Raw genomic sequence first — 25,899 nt, 5'->3', positions numbered from 1 at the left:
TCCGTGGCTCACCCCCCAAGGCGACGAATCAGCGTCAGCCTGATCGTCGCGTTCGCCCTGGCAGCCGGGCTCTCAGCCCCTGCGTCCGCGCGACCAGGCCCGCAGCCGCCGGCCAGTTCGGGCTGGACACCCGATGACTTGACGCTCTGGTACGACAAGCCCGCCACCGACTGGGAGACGCAGGCCCTGCCCATCGGCAACGGTCCCCTGGGCGCGATGGTGTTCGGCGGCGTGGCGTCGGAGCAGATCCAGTTCAACGAGAAGACCCTGTGGACCGGCGGCCCCGGCTCCCCGGGCTACGACTTCGGCAACTGGAAGACCCCACGGCCGGGCGCCATCGCCGAGGTACAGCAGCAGATCGACCGCGATGGCAAGATGGCGCCGGGCGCCGTGGCCGCCAAGCTGGGCCAGCCCAAGACGGGCTTCGGCGCTTACCAGACCTTCGGCGACCTCCACCTCGACTTCGCCGGCGCGCCCCAGAACCCGGCCGGCTACCGTCGCGAGTTAAGCCTGCGCGAGGCCGTCGCCCGCGTCGGCTACACCACCGACGGGGTCCGCTACGAGCGCGAGTACTTCGCCGGCAACCCCGGCAACGTGATCGCCGGCCGGCTCTCCGCCGACCAGGGCGGCAAGGTGTCGTTCACCCTGCGCCACACCTCGCCGCGCAACGACAAGACGGTCACGGCCGCCGGCGGGCGGCTCACCATCCGCGGGCAGCTCAGCAACAACAAGATGACCTTCGAGGCCCAGGTGCAGGTGATCACCCAGGGCGGCACCCGTACCGACGCCGGGGACAAGGTCATCGTCACCGGCGCCGACAGCGCCGTGTTCGTGCTCTCGGCCGGCACCGACTACGCCGGCACGTACCCCGCCTACCGCGGCGAGGACCCGCACGCCACGGTCACCGCCGCCGTGGACGCGGCCGCCGCGAAGGGCTACGACCAGCTCAAGGCCGCGCACATCGCCGACTACCGCAAGATGTTCGACCGGGTGAAGCTGGACCTCGGCCAGACCGCTCCGACGATCCCCACCGACCAGCTGCGCAGGAACTACACCGGCGGCGCCTCGCCAGACGATCGTGCGCTGGAGGCGCTGTTCTTCGCCTACGGCCGCTATCTGCTCATCTCCTCCTCCCGGGAGAACGACCTGCTGCCCGCCAACCTGCAGGGCGTCTGGAACAAGTCGACCAGCCCGCCCTGGTCGGCCGACTACCACGTCAACATCAACCTCCAGATGAACTACTGGCTCGCCGAGCAGACCAACCTGCACGAAACCACCACGCCGTACGACCGCTACATCTCGGCCCTGGTCGCGCCGGGCCGCAAGACCGCCCAGGACATGTACGGCGCCCGCGGCTGGGTGGTCAACAACGAGACCAACCCGTTCGGCTTCACCGGCGTACACGACTGGGCCACCGCCTTCTGGTTCCCCGACGCCGCCGCCTGGACGACCCAGCACCTCTACGACAGCTACCGCTTCACCGGCGACGTGAACTACCTGCGTGAGACCGCGTACCCGGTGATCAAGGGCGCGGCGGAGTTCTGGCTCGACTTCCTGCACACCGACCCGCGCGACGGCAAACTGGTCGTCTCTCCGAGCTACTCCCCCGAGCACGGCGACTTCTCAGCCGGGGCGTCGATGTCCCAGCAGATCGTCGGCGAGGTGTTCACCAACGCCCTGGCCGCGGCCAAGAAGCTGAACGTGGACGAGGACTTCCAGGCCGAGGGTGAGCGCCGCCCTGGCCAAGCTCGACCCGGGCCTGCGCATCGGCTCCTGGGGCCAGCTCCAGGAATGGAAGAGCGACTGGGACTCCAAGACCGACACCCACCGGCACGTCTCCCACCTGTACGCCCTCCACCCCGGCAACCAGATCACCCCCGGCACCCCGGAGGCCGAGGCGGCCAAGGTCTCGCTGACCGCGCGCGGCGACGGCGGCACCGGCTGGAGCAAGGCCTGGAAGATCAACTTCTGGGCGCGGCTGCTGGACGGCGACCACGCGCACAAGATGCTCGCCGAGCAGCTCAAGGCCTCCACGCTGGACAACCTGTGGGACACCCACCCGCCGTTCCAGATCGACGGCAACTTCGGCGCCACCTCCGGCATCGCCGAGATGCTGGTGCAGAGCCAGCACGACGTGGTGCACGTGCTGCCCGCGCTGCCCTCCGCCTGGCGGGACGGCTCGGTGTCCGGCCTGCGCGCCCGCGGCGACGTCACCGTGGACGCCGCCTGGAAGGACGGCGCCCCCGCCACCGTCACCGTGCGCCCGGGCAAGACCGGGCCCATCAAGGTCAGGTCGCCGTTCATCGCCGGCCGCTACCGCGTCCACGACGAGCAGGGCCACGAGGTCGGCCCGCACCGCGACGGCGACACCTTGAGCTGGAACGCCCGCGCGGGCAAGGCGTACACGATCCAGAACGAGGCGGCCGTCGCCCTGAAGACGCCCGCCACGGCCAGGCCGGGCACCGCCTTCGAGGCCCAGGTCATGGTCACCGCCACCGGGCGGCGTGCGGTGCCCGCCGCCGCCGTGACGCTCACCGTGCCCCAGGGCTGGACCGTCGAGCCGGCCACCCGGCACCTGGTGGCCGTGGCGCCCGGCGAGAGGCGTACCGCCGCCTTCACCGTCACGCCCGGACCGGCCGACGGCTCGCGCCGCGCGGTGCTGTCCACGGCGGTCACCGGCGACTCCTGGAAGGGCGCGGCCTCCGCCGTGCTCGCCCTGGAACCCTGCGCCCCGCCCGAGAGCGGCTCGGTCCTGGTCGCCTGGGACCCGCAGGAAGGCAGCACGGTCGCCGACGCCTCGGGCAACGGCCGCAACGCCACCGTGACCGGCGCCGCCGCGTACGACGCCACCGCCCCATCGGGCAGCGGGCTCGTCCTCGACGGCACCACCTACCTGACCACCGCGGACACCACACTCGGACTGGTACGCGAGGCGACCTTCGCCGCCGAGGTCAAGATCGCGGGCAGCGGCTACCGGCGGCTGTTCGACTCCCAGCGGTCCGGTGACCCCGGCACGGACGGCGTGCTCCTCGACGTGACCCCGAGCAACACGCTGCGCTTCATCGGCGCGGGCGTGAACGTCACCCTGAACACCACCCTGCCCACCGGCCGCTGGATCGACCTCGTGGTCACCCTGGACCGCACCGGAGCCCTCACCGCCTATGTGGACGGCGAGCGCAAGGCCACCGGCCAGGCCACCTCCGACGGCATCACCGGCTGCACCTCGCGCCCGCTGCGCTTCGGCGCCGACCAGGGCGGCGGCCAGCGACTGACCGGCGGGCTGGACAGGGCCGCCATCATTGCCAGGACGCTGACCGCCGAAGAGGTGAAGAACTGGCGGCAGCTCGCCTTCTGACGTCCGCTCCTTCACGGCGTGCGTCCGGAGCCGGATGGGACCCCACGTCCCATCCGGCTCCTTGCGCTTTCGGCGCCCCCGCGACCGTGTGGCCGGCTCGGCCGGCATCTCGCCATGGTACGGACGACTGTCCGCGCATGTGGTGACGCTGCGTACCGTCACACTTGCCCAGCTCTTGACAGCAATCGCGCCGCACATCATTCTGGGGCCAGCCGTGCGACCGGCATACGGACGATTGTCCGCCACTGGCTCACTTCCCCCCGCACGTAGGAGCACTCCATGAGCAGCGCCACCGACCGTCCCCCAGGCGGCACTTCCCCCGTGAGCTCCCAGCAGGTGACGAAGGCCTCCATCGCGATCGGGTTCGCGGTCCTGTGCGCCTCGTACATGCTCAACGCGATGGACCGGCAGATCTTCTATCCCCTCTTGCCGGAGATCCGGGCCGAGCTCGGCTTCTCCCTTGACCAGGGCGGGCTGCTGGCCACCGGGTTCACGCTGGGACTCGCGCTCGCCGGGCCTCCGGCCGGCTATCTGGCCGACCGGCTTTCGCGCAAGGCCATCATCCTCGTCAGCGTGCTCGTCTACTCCCTCGGCACGCTGGCCATCCCGCTGGCCGCGGGCTTCGTCGACATGAGCGTCTACCGCCTGGTTTCCGGGGTCGGTGAGGGCGTCCAGGCCACCGTCCTGTACGCGGTGATCGGGGCGTTCTTCTTCCACCGCCGCGCGCTGGCCGCCGGTGTCGTGGGCGTGGCCTTCGGCCTGGGCGTCTTCCTCGGTCCGCTCCTCGGCTCCTCGGTGGCAGGCAGCTGGGGGACCTGGCGGGCGCCGTTCTTCTTGTTCGCCGCCGCCGGTCTCGTCATGAGCCTGCTCATCGCGGCCACGGTGTCGCGCACGATGACCGAGGCGGTCACCGGCACGACCACCGAACGCGACGCCGCGTCCTACGACCATGTGCCGGCCTCGCCCTACAACCGCAACACCCTCGGCATGGGCATCGCGTGCGCCGTGTCCGGGCTGGTCTTCTACGGCTACCTCGGCCTCTACCCCACCTTCCTGCGCGACGGGCTCGGCTTCGCCCCCGACCAGGCGGCCTTCGCCGTGTCCATGGGCGGCCTGGGCGCCATGATGGCCCTGCCGGCCGGCTGGCTGGGCGACCGGCTCAACCAGCCCCGCCTGCTGATGTTCGCCATGGTCGCCACCTCGGCCACCGCATACCTGATGTATCAGGTCGCCACCTCGGCGCAGGCCCAGTATCTGCTGTCCTTCCTCATGGGCACGTTCGCCAGCGGCTTCCTGTTCACCAACTGCTCCACCGCCATGCAGCGGGCCGTCCGCCCGCACCACGTCGGCCGGGGCGCCGGGCTGTTCATCCTGTCCTACTACGTGGCCGCCGCCTTCTCCGGCCTCCTGTTCGCCCGCCTGGTAGGCGCCCTCGGCTGGGATGGCGCCGGCCTCTGGCAGCTCACCGTCCTCCCCATCGTCGGCGTCGCAGGCCTCCTCCTCGTCAACCCGGCCAGGATGGTCCTCCCACGCGCCCCCAGGTAAAGGCCGTGTGCGGCCCGTGCTCGTGCAAGCGGCCCGCAAGCATGCCGAAACAGCCGCATGGTGGCGGCGCGGCAGCCTCACTAGCAGAACGGAATTATTCGTTCCCGTATACTGGAGGTATGACCACCACTCCCATGAGCGGCCGCAAGGCCCAGGCAGCGCGTAACGACGAGCTGATCCTCCACGCGGCCCGCGCGGTCTTCACCGCCGATCCGGGCGCGCCCATCGCGGCCGTGGCCGAGAAGGCGGGCGTCGGGATCAGCGCACTCTACCGCCGTTATCCCAGCAAGGAAGCCCTCCTGCAGAAGTTGTGCGGCGACGGGCTCGAGCTCTACATCGAGGTGACCGAGCGGGCGCTGGCCGACGAAGGAGACCCGTGGGAGGCGTTCGCCGGATACCTGCGCGGCATCGTGGACGCCGACACCAACTCCCTGACGATCAAGCTGGCGGGGACGTTCCACCCGACGGAGGAGCTGGGCCGGCTGGCGGTCAGGGCCGGCGGCCTGGCCACCGAGATGCACCACCGGGCGGTGGAGGCCGGGGTGTTGCGCCCGGACGTGACACCCGCGGACATCGCGCTGCTGTTCGAGCAGATCGCCTCGATCAAGCTCGGCGACGACGAACGCACCTCGCAGCTGCGCCACCGCTACCTGGCGCTCGTGATGGACTCGCTGCGCGTACCGCCGGCGCACCGAGGGCTCCCGGGGCCGGCCCCGGAGGACGAGGAGCTGTCGGCCCGCTGGTGGCAACCGTCCTAGTCCTCGCCGCCCGTCCGGTGGAACAGGCCCCGGCCGCCACCGTCATCGTCCGCGAGCTGTCGGTTCAAGGCCACGGTGCGGCGGGCCCGGGCGACGATCGGGGCGTCGGCGAAGCGGCCGTCGGGCAGCGCGACCGCGCCGATCCCCGCACGCTCGGCGCGTTCGGCCGCCTCGACGATCTCGGCGGCCCTGGCCGCCTCCTCCTCGGTGGGGCGGAACGCCCGCCTGATCGCGGGAATCTGACGCGGGTGGATGGCGGTCCTGCCGAACAGGCCGAGCGCGCGGCCGGCCCGGCAGGAGGCGGCCAGCCCGGCCTCGTCGTTGATGTGCGGGTAGACGGACATGGGGACCGGCGGCAGGCCGGCCGCGGCGGCGGCGAGCACGACCTGCAGCCTGAGGTGGTTCATGGCGCTCTCGTCGGTGATGGACAGCTCGGCGGCCAGGTCCTGCTCGCCGAGCGCGACGCCGGCCACGCGCGGGTGCGCGGCGATGTCCCGGGCGGCGACGATCCCCGCCGCCGACTCCAGCAGCGCGTACGCACGCCCGCCGGCGACCATGTCCAGCACCGCGGCCGATTCCACCTTGGGCACCCGCACGGCGGCGGCCAGCTCCCCCACCGCCGCGAGGTCGGCCTGCCCCCGCTCGGTGGCCAGGTCGTTGATCCGCACGTGCACGGGGACGTCGCTCATCCCCGCGCGCAGGTAGGCGGCGGCGTTGGCGCGGGCCTCGTCCTTGTGCGCGGGCGCGACCGCGTCCTCCAGGTCGATGATGACCACGTCGGCGCCGGACGCGACGGCCTTGGCGAACCGCTCGGGCCGGTCGCCGGGGACGTACAACCAGGTCACGGGCGACCAGGGCACGCTCATGCGATCACCCCGGCCGCGCGCAGCGCCGCGATCCGCTCGCCGGAGTAGCCGAGCTCGGCGAGCACCTCGTCGGTGTCCCGGCCGAGCGGCCGCCCCGGCCAGCGGATCTCGCCCGGCGTGTCCGACAGGCGGAACAACACGTTCTGCATGGTGAGCGAGCCGAGCTCCTCGTCGGGCAGCTCGACGAACGTGCCCAGCGCCGCGTACTGGGGGTCCTCGGCGATGTCGGTCACGTCGTAGATGGGCGCGACCGCGGCCTGGACCTCCTCGAAGCGGGCGATGACCTCGGCGGCGTCGCGTTCGGCGATCCAGGAGCCGACGGCCTCGTCCAGCTCGTCCACGTGCTGGACCCGGCCGTGCCCCGTGCCGAACCACGGCTGCTCGACCAGGTCGGGCCGCCCGACCAGGGTGACGACGCGCTCGGCGATGGGCTGGGCGCTGGTGGAGATCGCCAGCCAGCGGCCGTCGCGGGTGCGGTAGGTGTTGCGCGGCGCGTTGCTGCTCGAGCGGTTTCCGGTCCGCCGCGGCACGACGCCGAGGGCCTTGTAGGCGGTCATCTGCGGCCCCAGCAGGCCCAGGATGGGCTCGATGATCGCCATGTCGATGACCTGGCCGCGTCCCGTGCGGTCACGGGCGTGCAGCGCCACCATGATCGCGTACGACATGGCGAGGCCCGCGATGCCGTCGGCAAGGGCCAGCGGCGGCAGGGTGGGCGGCCCGTCAGGCTGCCCGGTCATGGCCGCGAACCCACTCATGGCCTCGGCCAGCGTCCCGAACCCGGGCTGCCGGGCCATCGGCCCGCTCTGCCCGAACCCGGTCATCCGCGCCACGATCAGCCGCGGGTTGAGCTTCATGAGCTCGTCGGGGGCGAGGTTCCAGCGCTCCAGGGTGCCAGGGCGGAAGTTCTCGATCAGCACGTCGGAGCCTTCGGCCAGGCCGCGCAGGATCTCCTGTCCCTCCGCGCCGGACAGGTCGACGGCCGCGGTGCGCTTGTTGCGCGACAGGGTCTTCCACCACAGGCCCACACCGTCCACGGAGGCGCCGTGGCCGCGCGACGGGTCGCCGCGCCGGGGATGCTCGATCTTGATCACGTCGGCGCCGAAGTCGCCCAGCATCATCGCGGCGGAAGGACCGGCGAACAACGTCGCCGCGTCGATGACCCGCAGGTCGCCGAGGCTCGTCATGGGTATATAACTTATAAGAAATATGTCATAGGTCAACCTATGTGACCGTAATACAGGACACTGGGGATATGTCAGGCACCGAGCCGCGGCCGCCCATGAGCAAGGCCGACTACGTCTACAGCGTGCTGCTCGACGAGATCCGCAGCGCGCGGATCCCCGGCGGCACGGCGTTGCGCGCCGGGCACGTGGCCAGGCGGCTCGGTGTGTCGGTGACGCCGGTGCGCGAGGCGCTGCGCAGGCTGGAGAAGGACCGGCTGATCAGCTACGAGGCGCATCACGGGGCGACCGTGGTGGACCTGGGGGACGAGGCGCTGGCGGAGTATTACGGGCTGCGCGCGGTGGTCGAGGGCCTCGGCGCGCGCCTGGCGGCGGCCCGGATCACCCCGGAGGAGCTGGCGGAGCTGCGCGAGCTGCACGCCGCGATGGCCGCCGACGCGGCGGAGGGCGGCAACGACCGGCTCGGCGAGCAGAGCAGGCGTTTCCACCTGCGCATCGTGGACATCGGCGGGCCCGCGTTCCTGGGCGCGCACGCCAGGGCGGTGCGCAACAGCCTCCCCGTGCCCGCCGAGGCGTCGCTGTGGCTGGACGACGCCCAGGTCAAGGTGCAGCTGGAGGCACACGAGGGCATCCTGGCCGCCCTGGAGTCCGGCGACGGCGACGCCGCGGAGCGCATCATGATCGACCACGTCCGCCAGGCCGGCGAGTTCCGCGCCCACCGCTGACCCATGTGCCACTCTGGTGCTCTGGCAGACGGCGACCCGGAAGGACGGAGACCGTGGCGGACGCGTGGATCCTGCATCCCGACTACCGCACTCCACCGATCCCCCAGGGTGTCATGCCCGGCCCCTGGCGGCACCCTGACGGGGGCCAGCTCATGAACGGCGTTTACGAGCGCCTCCTGCCGGATCGGCAGGCGGAGATCGTGACCGTCTGGTTCGGCTACCCGCTCAGCCACTGGCTCGGCCCACGCATGCCGCGCTTCAGCAACCCCATGGTGTCGCCCTGGAACCCGGTGCTGTCCCTGGGGGTGGCGCTCGACCCCACCGCGCCCGTGCCGTACGCGGATGAGCTCTGGTGTGACCGGTGGATCGCCGAGGCGCTGCTGTACGGGCGCAAGCCGTACGGGGCGTTCACGTTGCCGCCCGAGGAGGCGCTGGCCTGGCTCGCCGAATGCGGCGGCGCCGGGCTGGTGTACCAGGCGCGGGTGATCGGGGAGGTGATCCGGGTGGTGGCGGGGCGGGCGGAGCCGTACGCGCACCTGTTCGACCTGGACGCGCTGATCGCCGACTACCGGGACGTGCTCCCGCCGGAGCCTGCGGAGCGGGAGGTGGCGGCGCTGGAGGCGCACCGCCACCGCTCCCCCGCGCTGGACTACGTCCTGGGCGACGACGGCGAGGTCCGTTTCGCGCAGACCCCGCTGTCGGTACGCGGCCTCACCCTCGGCTACCCGCCCGGCGAGACCGCCGCCCGCATCGCCGCCGAGGCCATGGCGTGAGCCGGTAGGCTGGGAGGGTCATGATCAATGGCATCCTGTTCGACCTCGACGGCACCCTGCTCGACCACCGGGCCGCCGCCGACGCCGCGATCACCGGCTGGCTGTCGGCGCACTCCCCCGGCCACCCGCGCCTGGCCGATGTGCCCGGGCTCTGGGCCGGGCTGGAGGGGCCCTATCTGGCGATGTGGCAGGCGGGCGAGTGCTCGCTGCAGGAGCAGCGGCGCCACCGTCTGCGGGCGCTCTGCCGGGAGCTGCTGGTGGACGAGCCGGGCGATCTGGACGCGGCCTACGCCGACTTCGCCGAGCGTTACCGTCAGGGCTGGGCCGCCTACCCGGACGCGGCCGAGGCCGTGGCGGCGCTGTCCGGGCTCGCGCTCGGCGTGCTGACGAACGGCGGGCAGCGCATGCAGGAGGCGAAGGTCCACGCGATCGGGCTGGCCGGGCCGCTGGGGACGGTGCTGACGGGTGAGGTGCTCGGCGGCTTCTTCAAGCCGTCGCCCGCCGCCTACACCGGGGCGGCCGCCGCGCTCGGGCTGGCGCCGGAGGAGGTGCTGCTGGTGGGCGACGACGTGGACAAGGACGTGACCGGGCCGGCGCCGACCGGGATGCGCTCGGTCTGGCTCGACCGCCTCGGCGTCGAGCCGGCGCCGCCGGGTTTCCCCCGCATCACGACGCTGACCGACCTGCCCGGCCTGGTCCGCTGACCCCCGTTCCCACGCCAGCGCAGCTCAGCCGGACGAGCGCACGCTCACCTCGGCCAGCACCGACCCGGCCAGGTCGAAGCCGCCCACGTGCGCCAGATAGTCGCCCTTCGCCAGCGGGTCGCCCACGTAGACGCCGCCCGCCTGGCGGACCAGCAGCGCCCCGGCCGCCACATCCCACGGGTGGGACCCGGTGCCGTACGTGGCGTCCGACCACCCGGCGGCGACGTGGGCGAGGTTGAGCGCGGCGCTACCGGGCCGCCGCACCGTGGAGAACGACTCCAGGAGCCGCCCGTAGCGCCGCAGCGCCGCCTCCCCTTCGGTGGCGAGGTCGAGCGGCGTGGGGTAGGCGCACAGGAGCATCGCCTCGCGGTCGGCGCGCGCGCCGCGGCTGCGGATCGGGGTGCCGTTGCACCAGGCGCCGGCGGTGGTGGCGGTGAACTCGTCCTCGCGCACCGGGTCGTACACGACGCCCGCGACCAGCTCGCCGCGCACGGCGACGGCGATGGAGACGCAGAAGAACGGCAGCCCGGTCGCGAAGTTGGCGGTGCCGTCGATGGGGTCGACATACCAGGTGAGGTCGCCGGAGCCGGTCGCGCCGACTTCCTCGCCGACGATCGCGCTGCCGGGCACACGCGCCTCGATGACCGCGCGGATGGCCTCCTCGGCGGACCGGTCGTGCTCGGTGACGGGGTCGTGGAAGTCGCGCTTGGTGCTCACCTCGGGCCGGGAGCGGAACGCCTTGCGGAGCCGGGGGCCGACGGATCTGGCCGCCTCGGTCGCGGTGTCGAGCAGCTGTGTCTCATCCATCTCGCTTCCAGCCTAGCGGCCCTGATCGCGGCGGCAGCGGGCGGGTCGGAGCCGTTTGTCAGGACATTCTGACCCCGGTTAAGCTGATCACATGACCGCGAACCTCGCCATCGACCTGGACCGGTCCAGCCCTGTGCCGCTCTATTTCCAGGTGGCCGAGCAGATCGCCGAGGCGATCCGGCGAGGCGACCTGGCGCCCGGCGCCCGGCTGGACAACGAGATCCTGCTGGCCGACAAGCTCGGCCTGTCCAGGCCGACGATCCGCCAGGCGATCCAATACCTGGTGGACAAGGGCCTGCTCGTCCGCAAGCGGGGCGTCGGCACGCAGGTGGTGCACGGCCAGGTCAAGCGCTCGGTGGAGCTGACGAGCCTGTACGACGACCTGCGCCGGGCGGGCCAGGAGCCGGCCACGCAGGTCCTGGCGCTGGAGCGGCGGCCGGCCGAGGAGGAGATCGCCCGCATCCTGGGCATGGAGACCGGCGCCGAGATCCTCTACGTGGAGCGGCTGCGCTTCGCGGCCGGGGAGCCGCTGGCCGTGCTGCACAACTGGCTGCCGCCGGGGCTGGCCCCGCTGTCCGCCGCCGGCCTGGAGGACCGCGGCCTGTACGAGCTGCTGCGCGGGGCCGGCGTGCGGATGCGGGTGGCCAACCAGCGCATCGGGGCGCGGGCCGCCACCCAGGCGGAGGCCCGGCTGCTGGAGGAGCGCCGCGGCGCCCCGCTGCTCACCATGATCCGCACCACGTACGACGACCAGGGCCGCGCCGTCGAGCACGGCTCGCACGTCTACCGCGCCTCCCTCTACTCCCTCGAGGTCACCCTCATCGAACGGTAACCCCGCAGACTCGATCATCGGCCGTCCGGCGAGAGCTGGGCGGCCGTTTTCGTGGTTACGTTCTGTTTAAGTCGATCCCTTGACCCTTGGCAAACACCTTCCTGACACCTAAGGTCCAGTGCAATGCCACACATTACTGGGAAGGTGACATGAGGAGATCGGCGGCGTTCGCGAGCCTCACCACGGCCGTCCTGCTGGCGCTCACCGCCTGCGGAGGGGGCGGCGGGGCTCCCGCCACCGGCTCGTCGGGCGGACCCGGCGCGCCCGCGGCGACCGGCGGCACGGTGCACTTCCTGGCCAACGCGGACTTCTCGCACCTGGACCCGGCACGCGGCTGGGACGGCGGTGTGAACAACTTCTACCGGCTCATCTACCGGGGGCTGACGACGTTCGGGGCGGGGCCGGGGGCCGAGAGCACGAAGATCGTGGCGGACCTGGCGACCGACACGGGAAAGCCGTCCGACAACGCCAAGACGTGGACGTACACCCTCAAGGACAACCTGTTCTTCGAGGACGGCACGCCGATCACCAGCGAGGCGGTGAAGTTCGGCTTCTCGCGCGCCTTCGACCCCGAGGCCGGGATCGGCTCGCCGTACGCGCGGCTGCTGCTGGAGGCGCCCAAGGACTACAAGGGCCCCTACCTGTCCGGGGATCTCGACACCATTGAGACCCCCGACGCCAAGACGGTCGTCTTCCACCTGAAGAAGCCGTTCGCCGACTTCCCGAGCGCGCTGGCGATGGTCAACTTCACCCCGTTCCCCAAGGGCACCGGCGCGGCGGCGGCGTTCGACACCAAGCCGATCGCGAGCGGGCCGTACAAGGTGGCGAGCTACCAGCGGGGCGTGTCGCTGAAGCTGGTGCGCAACCCGTACTGGAAGCGCGAGACCGACAGCCTGCGCGCGGCCAAGCCGGACGCGTTCGAGTGGACGTTCGGGCTGGACCTGGCGACGATCGACGAGCGCATGCTGGCCGGGCAGGGCGCCGACGCCGACGCCATCGCCGCGTCCATCCAGGCGCAGACGGTGGCGCGGGTGCAGACGCCGCAGATCAAGGCGCGCACGCTGTCCGGGCTCAACGGCTGCACCACCTACATGGGCCTGAACACCACGAAGAAGCACCTGAGCGACGTGCGCGTGCGCCAGGCGATCAACCACGCCATCAACAAGGACACCATCGTCGCGGGGATGGGCGGCGGCACCCTGGCGCAGAAGGGCACGTCGATCCAGCCGCCCACGGTCGCGGGCCGGGTGGACTACGACCCGTACCCCTATGACGTCGAGAAGGCCAGGCAGCTGCTGGCCGAGGCGGGCCTGGCCGACGGGTTCACCATGACGCTGGACAGCCGGACGACCCCGAAGATGGCGGCGGTGGCGGTGGCGATCCAGGAGGCGCTCAAGCAGGTCAAGATCGACGTCAAGATCAAGAACATCGACACGTCGACGTTCTACGAGGTGATCGGCACGCCGGCGCAGCAGAACGACGCCGCCGTCACCGGCTGGTGCCCCGACTGGGCGTCGGGTGCGACGTTCCTGCCGCCGCTGTTCGACGGCCGCAACATCACGTCCAAGGGCAACGCGAACATCGCGCAGATCGACGACAAGGCGATCAACGAGCGGATCGACGAGATCGCCGCGATGCAGGACGTCCAGCAGGCCAACGCCGCCTACGGCGAGCTGGACAAGCAGATCATGGAGCTGGCGCCGGTGGTGCCGCTGGCGTACGAGAAGGTGGTCAACGTCGCGGGTGCCAACATCGCGGGCGCGTACCTGTCCAACGCGTACTCCGCCGGCATCGACCTGGTCTCCGTCGGACTGGCGAAGCCGACGAAGTAGATGGCCGCCGTAACCTCTGCGCGCCCTCACACGCACCGCGTCGCGGGCGCGCTGCTGCGCGACCGCGGCGCGGTCCTCAGCGCCGCGTTCCTGATCCTGATCGTGCTGATGGCCGTCTGCGCGCCGTTGATCAGCGCCGTCACCGGGCACGGCCCGAACGACTTCGACACCGCGGCCGTCAACACCGACCTGGGCGGGGTGCCGCACGGCGCGCTGGGCGGGATCAGCGCCGAGCATCCCCTGGGTGTCGAGCCGCAGAACGGGCGCGACATCCTGGCCCGCATCGCGTACGGCGCGCGCGTGTCGCTGCTGATCGCGGCGGCCGCCACCGCGCTGACCACCCTGCTGGGGGTGGTGCTGGGCATGCTGGCCGGGTTCCGCCAGGGCTGGGTGGATCAGGTGATCTGCCGGGTCATGGACTTCCTCATGGCCTTTCCCGCACTCATCTTCATGATCGCGATCTTGTCGTCGTTGCCGCAGGGCAACCGGGAGGTGCTGCTGGTCGTGGTGATCAGCGGGTTCGGCTGGCCGTACCTCGCGCGGGTGGTGCGCGGCCAGACGCTGACGCTGGTGACCAGGGAGTTCGTGGAGGCCGCGCGGGCCTCCGGCGCATCCACCGCGGCGCTGGTGTTCAAGGAGATCCTTCCGAATCTGCGCAGTTCCCTCATCGTGATGACCACGCTCGCCGTGCCCGGTTACGTCGGCACGGAGGCGGGCCTGTCGTTCCTGGGGGTCGGGGTGGCGCCGCCGACGCCGTCGTGGGGTCAGATGATCTCCAGCTCGGTCGGCTGGTACGCCGTGGACCCGATGTACTTCGCGATCCCGGGCACGTTCCTGTTCCTGACCGTGTTGTCGCTGACGGTGCTGGGTGACCGGCTGCGGGCCGCCTTGGACGCCGGGGAGGCCTCGTGATGGCGCGTTACCTGGCCGGGCGGGCCGCCGGTGTCGTGGTGATCCTTTTCCTGGTGTGCTTGTTCACGTTCGTCATCTTCTTCACGCTGTCGCCGGATCCGGCGGTGATGATCTGCGGCAAGACGTGCACGCCGGAGCGCATCGACCAGATCCGCTCGGTGCTGGGGCTGGACGAGCCGTTCATCACGCAGTTCGGGTCGTTCCTCGCCGGGCTCTTCGCCGGCCGGGACTACGGCGAGGGTGCGAACCTCGTGCACTGCGCGGCGCCGTGCCTTGGCTACAGCTTCCAGACCAACCAGTCCGTGTGGGACATGGTGGTGGAGCGGCTGCCGGTCAGCGCGACCGTCGCGATCGGGGCGGCGGTGTTGTGGCTGCTCGTCGGGATCGTCGCGGGCCTGGTGAGCGCGGTGAGGGAGGGCACGTGGTGGGACCGGGCGGCGATGGGGCTGGCGCTGGGCGGCTCCAGTATCCCGAACTACGTGCTGGCGCTGGCCCTGCAGTACGTGCTGGTGGTGCAGCTGCAGGTGCTGCCGTTCCCGCAGGCCGTGGCGTTCGGCGACGACCCGGTCGTGTGGTTCCAGTCGTACCTGATGCCGTGGGTCGTGCTGGCCACCGGCTACGCCTGCCTGTACGCGCGGCTGACCCGCGCCAACGTGATCGACACGCTGGCCGAGAACTTCATGCGCACGGCCCGGGCCAAGGGGCTGAACCCGGCGCTGACCCTGCGCAGGCACGCGCTGCGGCCGGCGCTGACGCCGATCGCCACGATCTTCGGCATGGACTTCGCGGCGCTGCTGGGCGGCGCGCTGATCACCGAGACGGTGTTCGGGCTGAACGGGGTCGGCAAGATGGCGGCCGACTCCATCGCGAAGAACGACCAGCCGGTGATCATGGCGGTGACGTTGCTGGCGGCGTTCTTCGTGGTGGTCGGGAACGTGGTGGTGGATCTGCTGTACACGGCGCTGGACCCGAGAGTGAGGATCGCGGCGAGATGAGCGACCTGCTTGTCGTGGAGGACCTGACGGTCACCTTCCCGACCACGCGCGGGCCGGTGGACGTGGTCAAGGACGTGTCCTTCACCCTGGACCGGGACGAGACCCTCGGCATCGTCGGCGAGTCCGGCTCCGGCAAGTCGATGACCAGCCTCGCGATCATGGGGTTGCTACCCAAGGGCGCCCGGGCGAGTGGCAGCGTGCGGCTGGACGGCGTGGAGCTGCTCGGGCGGCCGGACCGGGATCTGCGGCGCTTGAGGGGCGACCGCATGTCGATGATCTTCCAGGATCCGCTGTCGTCGCTGAACCCGTACTACACGGTCGGCCTGCAGATCGAGGAGGTCTACCGCGAGCACCGCGGCGGTTCCAGGAAGGAGGCGAGGAAGGTCGCGGTCGCGGCGCTGGAGCAGGTCGGGCTGCCGGAGCCGGAGCGGCGTGCCGGCTTCTACCCGCACCAGTTCTCGGGCGGGCAGCGGCAGCGTGTCATGATCGCGATGGCGCTGGTGTGCTCGCCGGCGCTGCTGATCGCCGACGAGCCGACCACGGCGCTGGACGTGACCGTACAGGCGCAGATCCTGCGCCTGCTCGCCGACCGCAGCGGCGGCATGGGCCTGGTGTTCGTCACGCACGACCTGGCGGTGATCAGCTCCATCGCCACCCGCGTGCTGGTGATGCGGCAGGGCGAGCAGGTCGAGTACGGCACCGCCGAGCAGGTGTTCGCCGAGCCCCGCCACGACTACACGCGGATGTTGCTGGACAGCGTCCCGCGCATCGACGACCCGATCGACGACGAGGTGACCGCATGACGTTGTTGCGGGCGAGGGACCTGACCAAACGCTTCGTCTCGCGCGGCCCGCTGGGCGCGAAGGCCGAGTTCATGGCCGTCGACCAGGTGAGCTTCGACGTCCGGCCCGGCGAGACGCTGGCCGTGGTGGGCGAGTCGGGCAGCGGCAAGTCCACGACCGCCCGCATGATCGCCAAGCTCATGGAGCCGACCGCGGGCACGCTGGAGTTCGAGGGCGAGGACGTCACCCGGGCCCAGGGGGCGGCGCTGGCCCACTTCCGCGCCGGCGTCCAGGTCGTCTTCCAGGACCCGTTCTCCTCCCTCAACCCGCGCCACACGGTGGAGCGGATCCTGACGGCGCCGCTGGACTACCAGGGCATCGCGCCGAACGGGAACCGGCGAGCGCACGCCAAGGAGCTGATGGAGCGGGTTGGGCTGAACCCGGACCATTCGCTGCGGTATCCGGCGCAGTTCTCCGGCGGGCAGGCGCAGCGCATCGGCATCGGCCGCGCGCTGGCCGTCAACCCGAGGCTGGTCATCTGCGACGAGGCCGTGTCGGCGCTGGACGTGTCGGTGCAGGCGCAGGTGATCGAGCTGCTGCGGCGGCTGCAGCGGGAGAGCGGCTTCAGCTACGTGTTCATCGCCCACGACCTGGCGGTCGTCCGGCAGATCGCGCATCGGGTGGCGGTGATGAGCAAGGGGCGGATCGTCGAGCTCGGCGACACCGGGCAGGTGTTCGGCGACCCGCGCCACGAGTACACCAGGACGCTGCTGGCGGCCATTCCCCGCATCAACCCGGAGTGGGAGCGCCGCAGGAGGGAGAAGTCTTGATCACCGCGACGTACACGATTCCCGGGATGCGGGTGCGCGACCACGTGGTGGAGGTGCCGCTCGACTGGTCGGACCCGGGGGCCGCGATCACGGTGTTCGCCCGGGAGCTGGTGGCTCCGGACCGCGACCGCGAGGACCTGCCGTGCCTGCTGTTCCTGCAGGGCGGGCCCGGCGGCAAGGGGCCGCGGCCGGTGGGTACGTCGGGGTGGCTGGGCAAGGCATTGGAGACGTACCGGGTGATCCTGCTGGATCAGCGCGGCACCGGCCGCAGCTCGCGGATCGACGGGCGGGTGATGAGCGCGCTCGGCGCCCGGGAAGGGGCCGGCTATCTGACCTGCTTCCGCGCGGACTCGATCGTGGCCGACGCCGAGCACCTGCGGAAGACCGTCTTCGGCGGCAGACGCTGGTCGACGCTGGGGCAGAGTTACGGCGGCTTCCTGACGCTGACGTACTTGTCGGCGGCGCCGGAGGGGCTGAGCGTCTGCTACGTGGCGGGCGGGCTGCCGGCGCTGGAGCCGGACGCCGTGGAGGTCTACCGGCGCACCTATCCCCGGGTGGCGGCCAAGAACGCCGCGTTCTACCGCCGCTATCCGCACCACGCCGAGACCGTCGCCCGGCTCGCCGACCGGCTGGCCGAGGGTGACGTGCGGCTGCCGGACGGCGACGTGCTGACCGTGCGGCGGCTGCAGTCCCTCGGTCTCGACTTCGGCATGAAGCCGGGCTACGAGCGGATGCACTGGCTGCTGGACGAAGCGGAGGGATTGCCGGAGACGTTCCTGCACCAGGTGCTGGCGCGTACGTCGTTCGCCGACAACCCGCTGTTCGCGGCGTTGCAGGAAAGCATCTACGGCTCCGGTACGGGCGCGACCGCGTGGGCTGCGGAGCGGGAGCGGGCCCGGCATCCGGCCTTCGCCGAGGAGGCCAGGCCGCTGCTGTTCACCGGGGAGATGATCTATCCCTGGATGTTCGAGGAGATCCGCGCACTGCGGCCCTTCCGCGCCGCCGTCGAGCTGCTCGCCGAGCGGGCGGAGTGGCCACGCCTGTACGACCTGGACCGGCTGGCCGCCAACGAGGTGCCGGTGGCCGCCGCGGTCTACTTCGATGACATGTACGTCGACTCCGGCCTGCAGCTGGACACGGCGGCCCGCGTCGGCAACGCGCAGGCGTGGGTGACGAACGAGTATGAGCACGACGGCATCGGCGAGGACCGCGTCTTCGCCAGGCTGACCGGGCTGGTCCGCGACATGGGAGGAGGAATCACCGGTGAGTGACGGCAGGCTGCCCAAACTGTCGGAGATCCCCGCGTTCACCGAGTACATCACCCAGGGCTGGGACACCCCCGCCCGCACCCCCGACCTGGTGCCGGGCGCCGCCGAGGCGGCCGCCGGCCACCGGGCCCGCCTCGCCGCCGCGCTCCCCGGCGCGACGGTGGTCGTCGCGGCCGGCCGGGCGCCGGTGCGCAGCAATGACACCGGCTACGACTTCCGCGTGGACAGCGACTTCTTCTGGCTGACCGGCTGCGCGGTGGAGGACGCGGTGGCGGTGGTCCGTGACGGTGACGCCACCTTGTACCTGCCGCCGCCGGCCCGCCCCGGCGACCCGGGTTTCTTCTCCGACGCCGCTTACGGCGAGTTGTGGGTGGGCCCGTCGCCGTCGCTGGAGGAGTGGTCGGCCGCGCTTGGGATCGAGGTGCGTCCGCTGCCGTCCTTCGCCGGGCCGCCCCCTGGCGCGTTGGTGGCGGGTCCCGGATGGGAGGAGCGTTCGGAGGAGCTGGCGCGGACGCTGGCCGAGCTCCGCATGATCAAGGACGAGTGGGAGATCGCCCAGCTGCGCGAGGCGGTCGACCGTACCGTCGAGGGCTTCGCGGCCGTGCTCGCCGAGGTTCCGGCGGCGGTGGCGGGCGGGGGCGAGCGCTGGCTGCAGGGCACGTTCGACCGGTACGCCAGGACGTACGGCAACGGTCCCGGCTACGCGAGCATCGTGGGCGCCGGGCCGCACGCGCCCACCCTGCACTGGGTGCGCTGCGACGGGCCGGTGCGCGCGGGCGAGCTGCTGCTGCTCGACATGGGGGTGGAGGTCCGCAGCCACTACACCGCCGATGTCACCCGCACCTTCCCCGTGTCGGGGGCCTTCTCGCCCGCCCAGCGGCAGGTGCACGACCTGGTGGAGCGAGCGCACCGGGCCGGGCTGGCGCAGGTCGCGCCGGGACGGGCGTTCACCGATTTCCACCACGCCGCCATGGAGGTCATCGCGCGGGGGCTGCACGACTGGGGGCTGCTGCCGGTCTCGGTGGACGAGGCGCTGTCCGACCAGGGTCAGCACCATCGGCGCTACCTGATCTGCGGCATCGGCCACCATCTGGGACTGGACGTGCACGACTGCGCCCGCTCCCGGCCGGAGGCCTACCACGGGGCCCTGATAACGCCGGGCATGGTGCTGACGGTCGAACCCGGCCTGTACTTCCACGCCCACGACCGCACGGTACCGCCTGAGCTGCGCGGGATCGGGGTGCGGATCGAGGACGACCTGCTGGTCACGGCGACAGGTGCGGAGATCCTCTCCGCCGCCCTGCCCATCGACGCGCCGGGCCTGGAGCGCTGGACCAAGGAACGCTCCTGACCCCTCGCCCCTGCCCACCGCACGAGGCCCCTCCCCTCGGACACGTACCTTTTGCACATGTGGGGGCCAGGGACAACCTGAGCCTCGACCCAAACACGGAAAGCACGTTTCCGATGTGCGTTTCTGCCGGCTGCGCCGCTGGCCTGGTTTTCAGTGGTGCTGCCCCCGACTGTCAGCCCCTCCCCCGCCGGGACGGATTACGGAGGTGTCCTACGGTTCACTCCTGCCCTCTGCTGGCAGGAACGCTGCTATCAGGGCCTGGACGAGGGCCCGAGTGTCCATGCCGGGAACGCCGAGGGTGATGCGGTCGAAGGTCACTCCGGTCAGCAGGGAGCCGAGGGCGTCGAGCTGCTCGTCTGCCGCGTCGGGATGTATGGCGCGGAACTGGGCGGCGCGGATGCGCAGGGTCACGGCGCGCAGTTCGCGCATGAGGGCGGCCAGCCGGGGATTGCGCGCGGCCTCCAGGGACAGCTCGAACCGGGCCAGATAGCGGTTGCGTGCCGGGCCGGTCCCGTCGTCGATGGCGGCGGTGAGGCTGTCGACGAGGCTCTCGCGGTCGGGTGGCGTCGCCGGTGCGGCCTGCAGGGCGGCGAGCTGCTGGTCCAGGATCCGGTGGGCGATCGCCTCGTAGAGGGTGGCCCGGGTGCGGAAGTAGTTGGAGGTGGTGCCGACCGGGACACCGGCGGCCGCGTCGACGGCGCGGTGGGTCACCCCGGCGAGGCCGACCTCGTCGATGAGCCGCATCGCGGTGTCGGCCAGCAGTTCGCGTCGATCACTTTCCTTCGGCACGCCTTGACTCTACTACAGCGTCGTACTACAACGTAGTACTACGATGTAGTAGATCGCTTCGGGTGAAGGGAACGCCGATGACGACCGGCACCACCACTCAGGTCCTGGTAGCGGGCGCCGGCCCGACCGGTCTGACGTTGTCCGTCGAACTCGCCCGCCGGGGCATCGATCACCTGCTGGTCGATGCCGGCCAGGCGCCCGCGATCGGATCGCGCGGCAAGGGGCTCCAGCCGCGCAGCCTGGAGGTGCTGGACGACCTGGGCGTGATCGATGAGATCCTGACCAACGGCACCGTGGGCTTGCCACTGCGGGTCTACCAGGGACACGAGCTCGCCGTGGAACTGGCCACCGCCACCGCTGGGGGACCACGGCCGGGCGTGCCGTACCCCGACCTGGTGATGTTGCCCGAGTGGCGCGTGGAGCAGATCCTGCGTGACCGGCTGGCTGCCCTTGGCGGCCAGGTGATCTACGGCGCCGCGCTGAGCGCCTTCGCACAAGACGACGGCGGCGTCACCGCCACGCTGGCCAACGGCCAGACCGTCCGGGCCCGCTACCTGGTCGGCAGCGACGGCGGGCACAGCACCGTCCGGCACCTCCTCGGCACGACAATGGACGGCCACACCCGCACCGACCAGGTCTTCCTCGTCGGCGACGTGAAGATCCACGGCTTGGCCGGCGACGCCTCCTACGCCTGGTTCGGCGAGGACGGCTCCTACCTGGCCGTCGCGCCGCTGCCGAACGCCGACAGCGCCTGGCAGTACCAGGCCAGCGTGCTTCCCGGCCCCGACGGCGCGGTTGCCGAGCCCACGCTGAAGCTCTTCCGCGAGCTGTTCGGCGAGCGGTCCGGCCGCACCGGCGTGACGCTGAGCGAGGCCACCTGGCTGTCGCGTTACCGCTTCAACGCCCGGATGGTCCGCAGCTACCGGTATGGCCGCGTCTTCCTGGCCGGCGATGCCGCGCACGTGCACTCCCCAGCGGGCGGCCAGGGCATGAACACCGGCATCCAGGACGCCTACAACCTCGGCTGGAAGCTGGCCGCGGCCCTCGCCGGCGCGCCCGAGGCGATCCTGGACAGCTACGGCGCCGAGCGGATCCCTGTCGCTGCCAAGGTCCTTGCCGGCAGCTCCCGCGGTTTCGAGTCCGTCTTCACGCTCAAGGGCGTGCGCCGGTTCCTGCGCGATCATGTGATCTTCCCGCTCATCAAGCGGCCTGCCGTCATGAGCCGCCTGCTGGCCATGACCAGCCAGCTCGACATCGCCTACCCCGACTCGCCCCTCACCCTGGCCGGCGGCCCGCGCCGCGGCCCCAAGGCTGGTGACCGTGCGCCCGACGCCCGCGGCACCACCCCCGACGGCGCCCCGCTCCGCCTGTTCGACGTCACCCGCGGTCCGCACTGGACCCTTCTGGGTTTCGGCGCGGAGACCACCCAACCCCTCGCCACCCTCCAAGGCCCGCACGTCAGCGCCCTGCAGGTCGCTGGCTCCGGCCGGACCGGCTCCCCACAAGCCCTCATCGGCCAGGAGGCACCCCGGCTCTACCGGGCTCGCCCCGGCACCCTGGTCCTGATCCGCCCCGACGGCCACATCGCCGTGCGCACCGACGACGCCCGGGTCGTGGCCGACTACCTCGACCGAATCCTGTCTCCCACCCGCGCGGCCGCCACACCGAGCGCGACCTGAGAACGTCGGACGGCGTCGCCAGAGGGTGCGCCGCTAAGGTGAGCGAAGCCTTTTCCCACGTCATGACGGATAAGCGTTGTTGGAGTGCCATGTTGTACGGACGTCAAGCGGAGCAGTCCGTCATCGGCGAGTTGCTGGAGGGCCGGTCCGGCGCTCTGGTGGTGCGTGGCGAGGCGGGCATCGGCAAGTCGGGCCTCCTGGATTATGCCGCGGCGAAAGCGCGGGCGCGGGTGCTGCGGGTGACCGGTGTCGAGTCCGAGGCAGACCTGCCGTTCGCCGCCTTGCACGTATTGCTCTGCCCAGTTCTCGATCATGTCGAGGCGCTGCCACCACAACAGGCGGAGGCGTTACGCGGCGCGCTCGGCCTCGGCGGCGCCACCCGGGGGGACCGCTTTCTCGTCGGGCTGGCGACGCTCAGTCTCCTTGTGGAGCTGTCGGCGGCGGGCCCAGTGGTCTGCCTGGTCGACGATGCGCAGTGGCTGGACGGCGAGTCGGCCGACGCGCTGCTGTTCGCCGCACGCCGCCTGCATGCCGAGCCCGTGGCTGTCCTGTTCGCCGTGCGGGAGGGCGACGGGACCTTCCCCGCACGGGGGCTGCCCGAGCTGTGGCTGGGCGAGCTGGATGCCGAGGCCGCCCAGAGGCTTCTCGCCGAGCAGGCGGCTGACCTGCCGCCGGCCGTACGCGACCAGCTCGTCGCCGAGGCCAGGGGCAACCCGCTCGCGCTGATCGAGCTGCCCCGCATGCTCACCGCCGAGCAGCGCAGGGGCGGCCTCCTCCCGCTGTCCTTCTCCCTCGGTACGGCGACGCTGGTGACCGACCGGGTGCTGACCGGCTTCCGCGACCGGATCGCGGCGCTACCCGCGGCCACCCGCTCCTGCCTGCTGGTGGCGGCCCTCGACGACCGCGCCGAGCTGGGCGTGCTCGCACGGGCGGTCAGCCTGCTCGGCGCCTCACTGATCGACTTCACCGAAGCCGAACGGGCCGGCCTGATCCGGGTGGGCCCAGGGGGCGTCGCCTTCCGCCACCCGCTGGTGCGTAGCGCGGTGCTGCTGGCCTGCGACTTCGCCGCCCGGATGGCGGCGCACCGGGCGCTGGCCGAGGCGGTCGACGACGATCGGCGGGCCTGGCACCTGGCTGCTGTCACCCTGCAGCCCGACGAGGAGGTGGCCGGCCAGATGGAGTGCCTGGCGCTGCGCGCCCGGCAGCGCGGCGGGCAGACGGCGGTGTCGGCGGCCTACGCGCGGGCGGCCGAGCTGTCGGCCGATCCCGCCGAGGCAACGCGCCGGTGGACGGCCGCAGCCGAGGCCGCGGCCGAGGCGGGCTTATGGGAGCGCGCGCGTGAACTCGTGGACCGGGCGCGGCGGCTGGCGGAGGATACAACGCCGGCCGTGGCCGTGCTGGCCGAGCTGGCCCAGGTGAGAGCGAAGCTGGAGATTGAGGCGGGCCGGCCCCTGGAGGGTGTTCGCCTGCTGCACGAGGGAGCCGGGGCGGTCGGCGACATGACTGCCAAGTTGTCGCTGCTGAGCATGGCGGGCTTCTACACCTGGGCCAGTGCAACGCACCCCGACCAGCTCGCGTTGGCCCGCCGTACCGAGGAACTGTGCCCGGACGGCGACGGGCTGGCCGCTGTCGTGCGCACGTTCAACCATGCCTTCCGTCTGATCCTCGAGGGGGACCCCGTGACCACGCTGACCTACCCGATGCCGGACCTGTCTGATCGCATACCGTTCGAGGTGCGCTTCATCCTCACCTACCAGGCCATCGTCCGCGCCGATCACGACGGCATGCTGGACGACACGACCGGGCTCGTCGAGGACTGCCGGGCCGAGGGACGACTTGGACGCATGCCCCAGGCCATGACGATCTTCTCTATCGCCCAGCTCATCAGCGGACACCACCGGTCCGCGCGAGCCACCGTGGCCGCGGGCCTGGCCCTGGCCTCCGACGTCGGCCAGCCGCAGTGGAGCAGCTACCTGGCGGGCGTGCACGCCTGGCTGTCCGCGGTCGCCGGCGCGGAAGAGGAATGCGCGGCGATGGCCGAGCAGGCGATCCGTGACGCCGACCACCGCAGGTGGATGCCGGGAGCTTACTGGGCGGAGTACGCGCGGCTGATGCTCGACCTCGGAGCGGGACGCTACGAGGCCGTGCTCGAGCGGATCGAGCAGGCGGCGACGGGGCCCACACGCCACGCCTTCCTCTGGCGGTACGCCTGGCCCGACTACGTCGAGGCCGCTGCGCGGGCGGGAAATCCCCAGCGCGCGACGGAACCGCTGCGCCGGTACGCGGAGTGGGCGCGGGCCACAGGGCGGGCCAGGCCGCTTGCCGTCCTGCATCGACTCCGTGCGCTGGTGGCTCCGGACAGCGCCGCCCCGGGCCTGTACAAGAGGGCGCTGGCCCTGCACGCCGAGGGCGAGCAACCCTTCGACGAGGCACGCACCCGCCTGGTCTACGGGGAGTGGCTGCGCCGCCACAACAGCCGCGCCGAGGCACGCACCCACCTCCAGTCCGCCATGGACGCCTTCGACCGGCTCGGCGCGGCTCCTTGGTCTGCCCGCGCGGCCGCCGAGCTGCGCGCCACCGGGCTCTCCCTACTACCGGATCGCTCCCGTGCCGGAGATCCACTGGCCGTGCTGACCCCCCAGGAGCTCCAGGTGGTACGGCTGGCCGTCACGGGCGCCTCGAACCGCGAGATCGGCGCGCAGCTGTTCCTGAGCCCGCGCACGGTCGCCTCTCATCTGTACAAGGCCTTTCCCAAGCTAGGCGTCTCCTCGCGTGCCGAGCTGACCAGACTCCCGGGACTGACCTGAGGGTAGATCACACCTGGCGGTAGATGATCGGCTGCGCGGCGATGCCGTTGGCCTTGAAGTTGGCCAGCACGAAGCTGCGGAAGGTGGGCCGGAAGATCAGGCTGGGTAGGAAGGTCCGCCAGTTCGGCCAGCTGGCGTGGTTCACGAGCCCGTAGTCGGCGGGCTCGCCCTCCAGCGGTTGCATCAGCGCGGAGTTGGGCAGCGCGGTCTTGGCCTGGAACCACCCGGCGGTGTATTGCCATACCTTCAGCAGGGTCTCGCGGTCGTCGGCGTAGAAGTAGTTGAACAGGAAGCAATGGTCCTGGCTGTGGTCCACGTCGCCGAGCCGTCCGGCGTTGCTCGCGACGATCTCGTGGGTACGGCGGGCGACCGCGCGGAGCGTCTGGGCGAGCTCCTTGTAGGCGGCGCTCTCGCGCAACTCCAGGGCCGCCTCCACGGACGCGGTGCGGATCAGCACGACGACGTCGAAGCGGGCCGGCCGGATGCCCCGGGCTGCCAGCAGCTCGTCGCCCTCGCCGGGTGGCCGCAGGACCGCGCGGAACACGTTCCCCTCGCGCGCCTCGCTGCCCGCGGCCAGGGCCTTGAGGTGGGCGGCCAGCTGAACGGGAGGGGACGCGAAGGGACCACGCCAGGAGCCGACCTCGCCGGCTAGCATGAGAAAGCCGTCGCCGGTCGGGGGCAGCACGCGGGCCTTGACAGCCAAGTGGTCATTGATCAGCTTCATGGCGCCGACGCTAGCCAGAGGCGCTCGAGGATCGCTTCCGTCATCTGACTGATGTTCACCGGTCGACTACCGTGCTGATGCTGATCGTCTCCTGTCCCTGAGCCCCGGAGACGGTGATAGACAGCTCCCACACGCCGTCCATGACGAACATCCTCTCCTCGGCGACGAAGTGGCCGGGATCGGCTTGGACGGTGCCGACCGGCGGCAGGGCGTGGCCCATGCTCGGCATGACCGCCGCCACCGTGACCGTGTCGGCCTCGCCGGAGGTCACCCGCACCTCTACTGGATCGGCGGGCAGCACGCTGACGGCGTACCGCATGCCCCGCCGCCTCCACGGTGAAGGGCCGCGTCACGAGTCGGTCTCCGGTGGCGTACTGGGCCAGG

Annotated in this window: 22 protein-coding genes and 1 pseudogene; 17 read left to right on the top strand and 6 right to left on the bottom strand. The window is 71.5% G+C overall.

Annotated elements, in window-relative coordinates; all coding sequences use genetic code 11:
* Window positions 1-3: 3 nt before the first annotated feature.
* The 4 genes and pseudogenes from OHA25_RS61530 to OHA25_RS34240 all read left to right on the top strand — a co-directional run.
* Window positions 4-1,671: pseudogene (locus OHA25_RS61530) on the top strand (glycoside hydrolase family 95 protein); the annotation flags it as partial.
* Between the two features lie 55 nt (window positions 1,672-1,726).
* Window positions 1,727-3,355 (top strand): glycosyl hydrolase family 95 catalytic domain-containing protein, encoded by a 1,629-nt coding sequence (locus tag OHA25_RS34250; RefSeq protein WP_327581047.1) that lies wholly within the window; start codon window positions 1,727-1,729, stop codon window positions 3,353-3,355.
* A gap of 279 nt (window positions 3,356-3,634) precedes the next feature.
* Complete coding sequence (locus tag OHA25_RS34245; RefSeq protein ID WP_327581046.1) at window positions 3,635-4,900, top strand: MFS transporter; 1,266 nt, start codon at window positions 3,635-3,637, stop codon at window positions 4,898-4,900.
* A 119-nt stretch (window positions 4,901-5,019) separates the two neighbouring features.
* Window positions 5,020-5,658, top strand: coding sequence for a TetR/AcrR family transcriptional regulator (locus tag OHA25_RS34240; protein WP_327581045.1), 639 nt, complete (start codon window positions 5,020-5,022; stop codon window positions 5,656-5,658).
* On the opposite strand, the gene OHA25_RS34235 is transcribed toward OHA25_RS34240, so the two are convergent.
* Both OHA25_RS34235 and OHA25_RS34230 read right to left on the bottom strand, forming a co-directional pair.
* The gene (locus OHA25_RS34235) at window positions 5,655-6,524 is read right to left on the bottom strand and encodes an HpcH/HpaI aldolase/citrate lyase family protein (RefSeq protein ID WP_327581044.1); all 870 of its coding nucleotides are present in this window, start codon (window positions 6,522-6,524) and stop codon (window positions 5,655-5,657) included. The genes OHA25_RS34240 and OHA25_RS34235 overlap by 4 nt on opposite strands.
* Window positions 6,521-7,708, bottom strand: coding sequence for a CaiB/BaiF CoA transferase family protein (locus OHA25_RS34230; protein WP_327581043.1), 1,188 nt, complete (start codon window positions 7,706-7,708; stop codon window positions 6,521-6,523). The genes OHA25_RS34235 and OHA25_RS34230 overlap by 4 nt, the downstream gene beginning before the upstream one ends.
* A 68-nt stretch (window positions 7,709-7,776) precedes the next feature.
* Between OHA25_RS34230 and OHA25_RS34225 the strand changes: the two genes are divergently transcribed.
* From OHA25_RS34225 to OHA25_RS34215, 3 genes are read left to right on the top strand one after another with little or no spacing between them, the layout of a single operon-like run.
* A complete protein-coding gene (locus OHA25_RS34225; RefSeq protein ID WP_327581042.1) occupies window positions 7,777-8,430 on the top strand; it encodes a GntR family transcriptional regulator in 654 nt (217 codons plus the stop codon).
* 53 nt (window positions 8,431-8,483) lie between these two features.
* Window positions 8,484-9,203: a hypothetical protein gene (locus tag OHA25_RS34220; protein ID WP_327581041.1), complete on the top strand. Its 720-nt coding sequence runs from the start codon at window positions 8,484-8,486 to the stop codon at window positions 9,201-9,203.
* A 20-nt stretch (window positions 9,204-9,223) separates the two neighbouring features.
* Window positions 9,224-9,907, top strand: a complete 684-nt coding sequence (locus OHA25_RS34215; RefSeq protein WP_327581040.1) for an HAD family hydrolase — start codon at window positions 9,224-9,226, stop codon at window positions 9,905-9,907.
* 24 nt (window positions 9,908-9,931) lie between these two features.
* Here the strand turns inward: OHA25_RS34215 and OHA25_RS34210 are convergent, their stop codons facing one another.
* Window positions 9,932-10,714, bottom strand: a complete 783-nt coding sequence (locus OHA25_RS34210; protein ID WP_327581039.1) for an inositol monophosphatase family protein — start codon at window positions 10,712-10,714, stop codon at window positions 9,932-9,934.
* A 91-nt stretch (window positions 10,715-10,805) separates the two neighbouring features.
* Between OHA25_RS34210 and OHA25_RS34205 the strand changes: the two genes are divergently transcribed.
* The 8 genes from OHA25_RS34205 (at window position 10,806) to OHA25_RS34170 (ending at window position 19,516) form a co-directional block, all read left to right on the top strand.
* Entirely contained in the window at window positions 10,806-11,546 is a 741-nt protein-coding gene (locus OHA25_RS34205) for a GntR family transcriptional regulator (RefSeq protein ID WP_305921490.1), read from the top strand.
* A gap of 149 nt (window positions 11,547-11,695) precedes the next feature.
* Window positions 11,696-13,378 (top strand): ABC transporter substrate-binding protein, encoded by a 1,683-nt coding sequence (locus OHA25_RS34200; protein ID WP_327581038.1) that lies wholly within the window; start codon window positions 11,696-11,698, stop codon window positions 13,376-13,378.
* Window positions 13,379-14,290, top strand: a complete 912-nt coding sequence (locus OHA25_RS34195) for an ABC transporter permease (RefSeq protein ID WP_327581037.1) — start codon at window positions 13,379-13,381, stop codon at window positions 14,288-14,290.
* Window positions 14,290-15,285 (top strand): ABC transporter permease, encoded by a 996-nt coding sequence (locus OHA25_RS34190; RefSeq protein WP_327591081.1) that lies wholly within the window; start codon window positions 14,290-14,292, stop codon window positions 15,283-15,285. Before OHA25_RS34195 ends, OHA25_RS34190 begins: the two co-directional genes overlap by 1 nt.
* Window positions 15,282-16,088, top strand: a complete 807-nt coding sequence (locus OHA25_RS34185) for an ABC transporter ATP-binding protein (RefSeq protein WP_327581036.1) — start codon at window positions 15,282-15,284, stop codon at window positions 16,086-16,088. The genes OHA25_RS34190 and OHA25_RS34185 overlap by 4 nt, the downstream gene beginning before the upstream one ends.
* On the top strand, window positions 16,085-16,897 hold the full coding sequence (locus OHA25_RS34180) for an ATP-binding cassette domain-containing protein (protein WP_327581035.1): 813 nt from the start codon (window positions 16,085-16,087) through the stop codon (window positions 16,895-16,897). Before OHA25_RS34185 ends, OHA25_RS34180 begins: the two co-directional genes overlap by 4 nt.
* Window positions 16,894-18,168 (top strand): alpha/beta fold hydrolase, encoded by a 1,275-nt coding sequence (locus OHA25_RS34175; protein WP_327581034.1) that lies wholly within the window; start codon window positions 16,894-16,896, stop codon window positions 18,166-18,168. Before OHA25_RS34180 ends, OHA25_RS34175 begins: the two co-directional genes overlap by 4 nt.
* Window positions 18,161-19,516, top strand: coding sequence for an aminopeptidase P family protein (locus OHA25_RS34170; protein WP_327581033.1), 1,356 nt, complete (start codon window positions 18,161-18,163; stop codon window positions 19,514-19,516). Before OHA25_RS34175 ends, OHA25_RS34170 begins: the two co-directional genes overlap by 8 nt.
* Window positions 19,517-19,726: 210 nt before the next feature.
* On the opposite strand, the gene OHA25_RS34165 is transcribed toward OHA25_RS34170, so the two are convergent.
* A complete protein-coding gene (locus tag OHA25_RS34165; protein WP_327581032.1) occupies window positions 19,727-20,305 on the bottom strand; it encodes a TetR/AcrR family transcriptional regulator in 579 nt (192 codons plus the stop codon).
* Window positions 20,306-20,382: 77 nt separating this feature from the next.
* On the opposite strand from OHA25_RS34165, the gene OHA25_RS34160 reads away from it, so the two are divergent.
* Entirely contained in the window at window positions 20,383-21,984 is a 1,602-nt protein-coding gene (locus tag OHA25_RS34160) for an FAD-dependent monooxygenase (protein WP_327581031.1), read from the top strand.
* An 89-nt stretch (window positions 21,985-22,073) separates the two neighbouring features.
* The gene (locus OHA25_RS34155; protein ID WP_327581030.1) at window positions 22,074-24,791 is read left to right on the top strand and encodes a LuxR C-terminal-related transcriptional regulator; all 2,718 of its coding nucleotides are present in this window, start codon (window positions 22,074-22,076) and stop codon (window positions 24,789-24,791) included.
* Between the two features lie 7 nt (window positions 24,792-24,798).
* On the opposite strand, the gene OHA25_RS34150 is transcribed toward OHA25_RS34155, so the two are convergent.
* Window positions 24,799-25,515 (bottom strand): hypothetical protein, encoded by a 717-nt coding sequence (locus OHA25_RS34150; protein ID WP_327581029.1) that lies wholly within the window; start codon window positions 25,513-25,515, stop codon window positions 24,799-24,801.
* Window positions 25,516-25,570: 55 nt separating this feature from the next.
* Window positions 25,571-25,834 carry a hypothetical protein gene (locus OHA25_RS34145; protein ID WP_327581028.1) on the bottom strand — a complete coding sequence of 88 codons (264 nt, stop codon included), beginning with the start codon at window positions 25,832-25,834 and terminating at the stop codon, window positions 25,571-25,573.
* Window positions 25,835-25,899 lie beyond the last annotated feature (65 nt).

Origin of the sequence: Nonomuraea sp. NBC_00507, from assembly GCF_036013525.1 — a bacterium.
Taxonomy (GTDB): domain Bacteria; phylum Actinomycetota; class Actinomycetes; order Streptosporangiales; family Streptosporangiaceae; genus Nonomuraea.
Note: the sequence above shows the minus strand (reverse complement) of the source record. Positions and strands in the feature narration are given on the sequence as shown.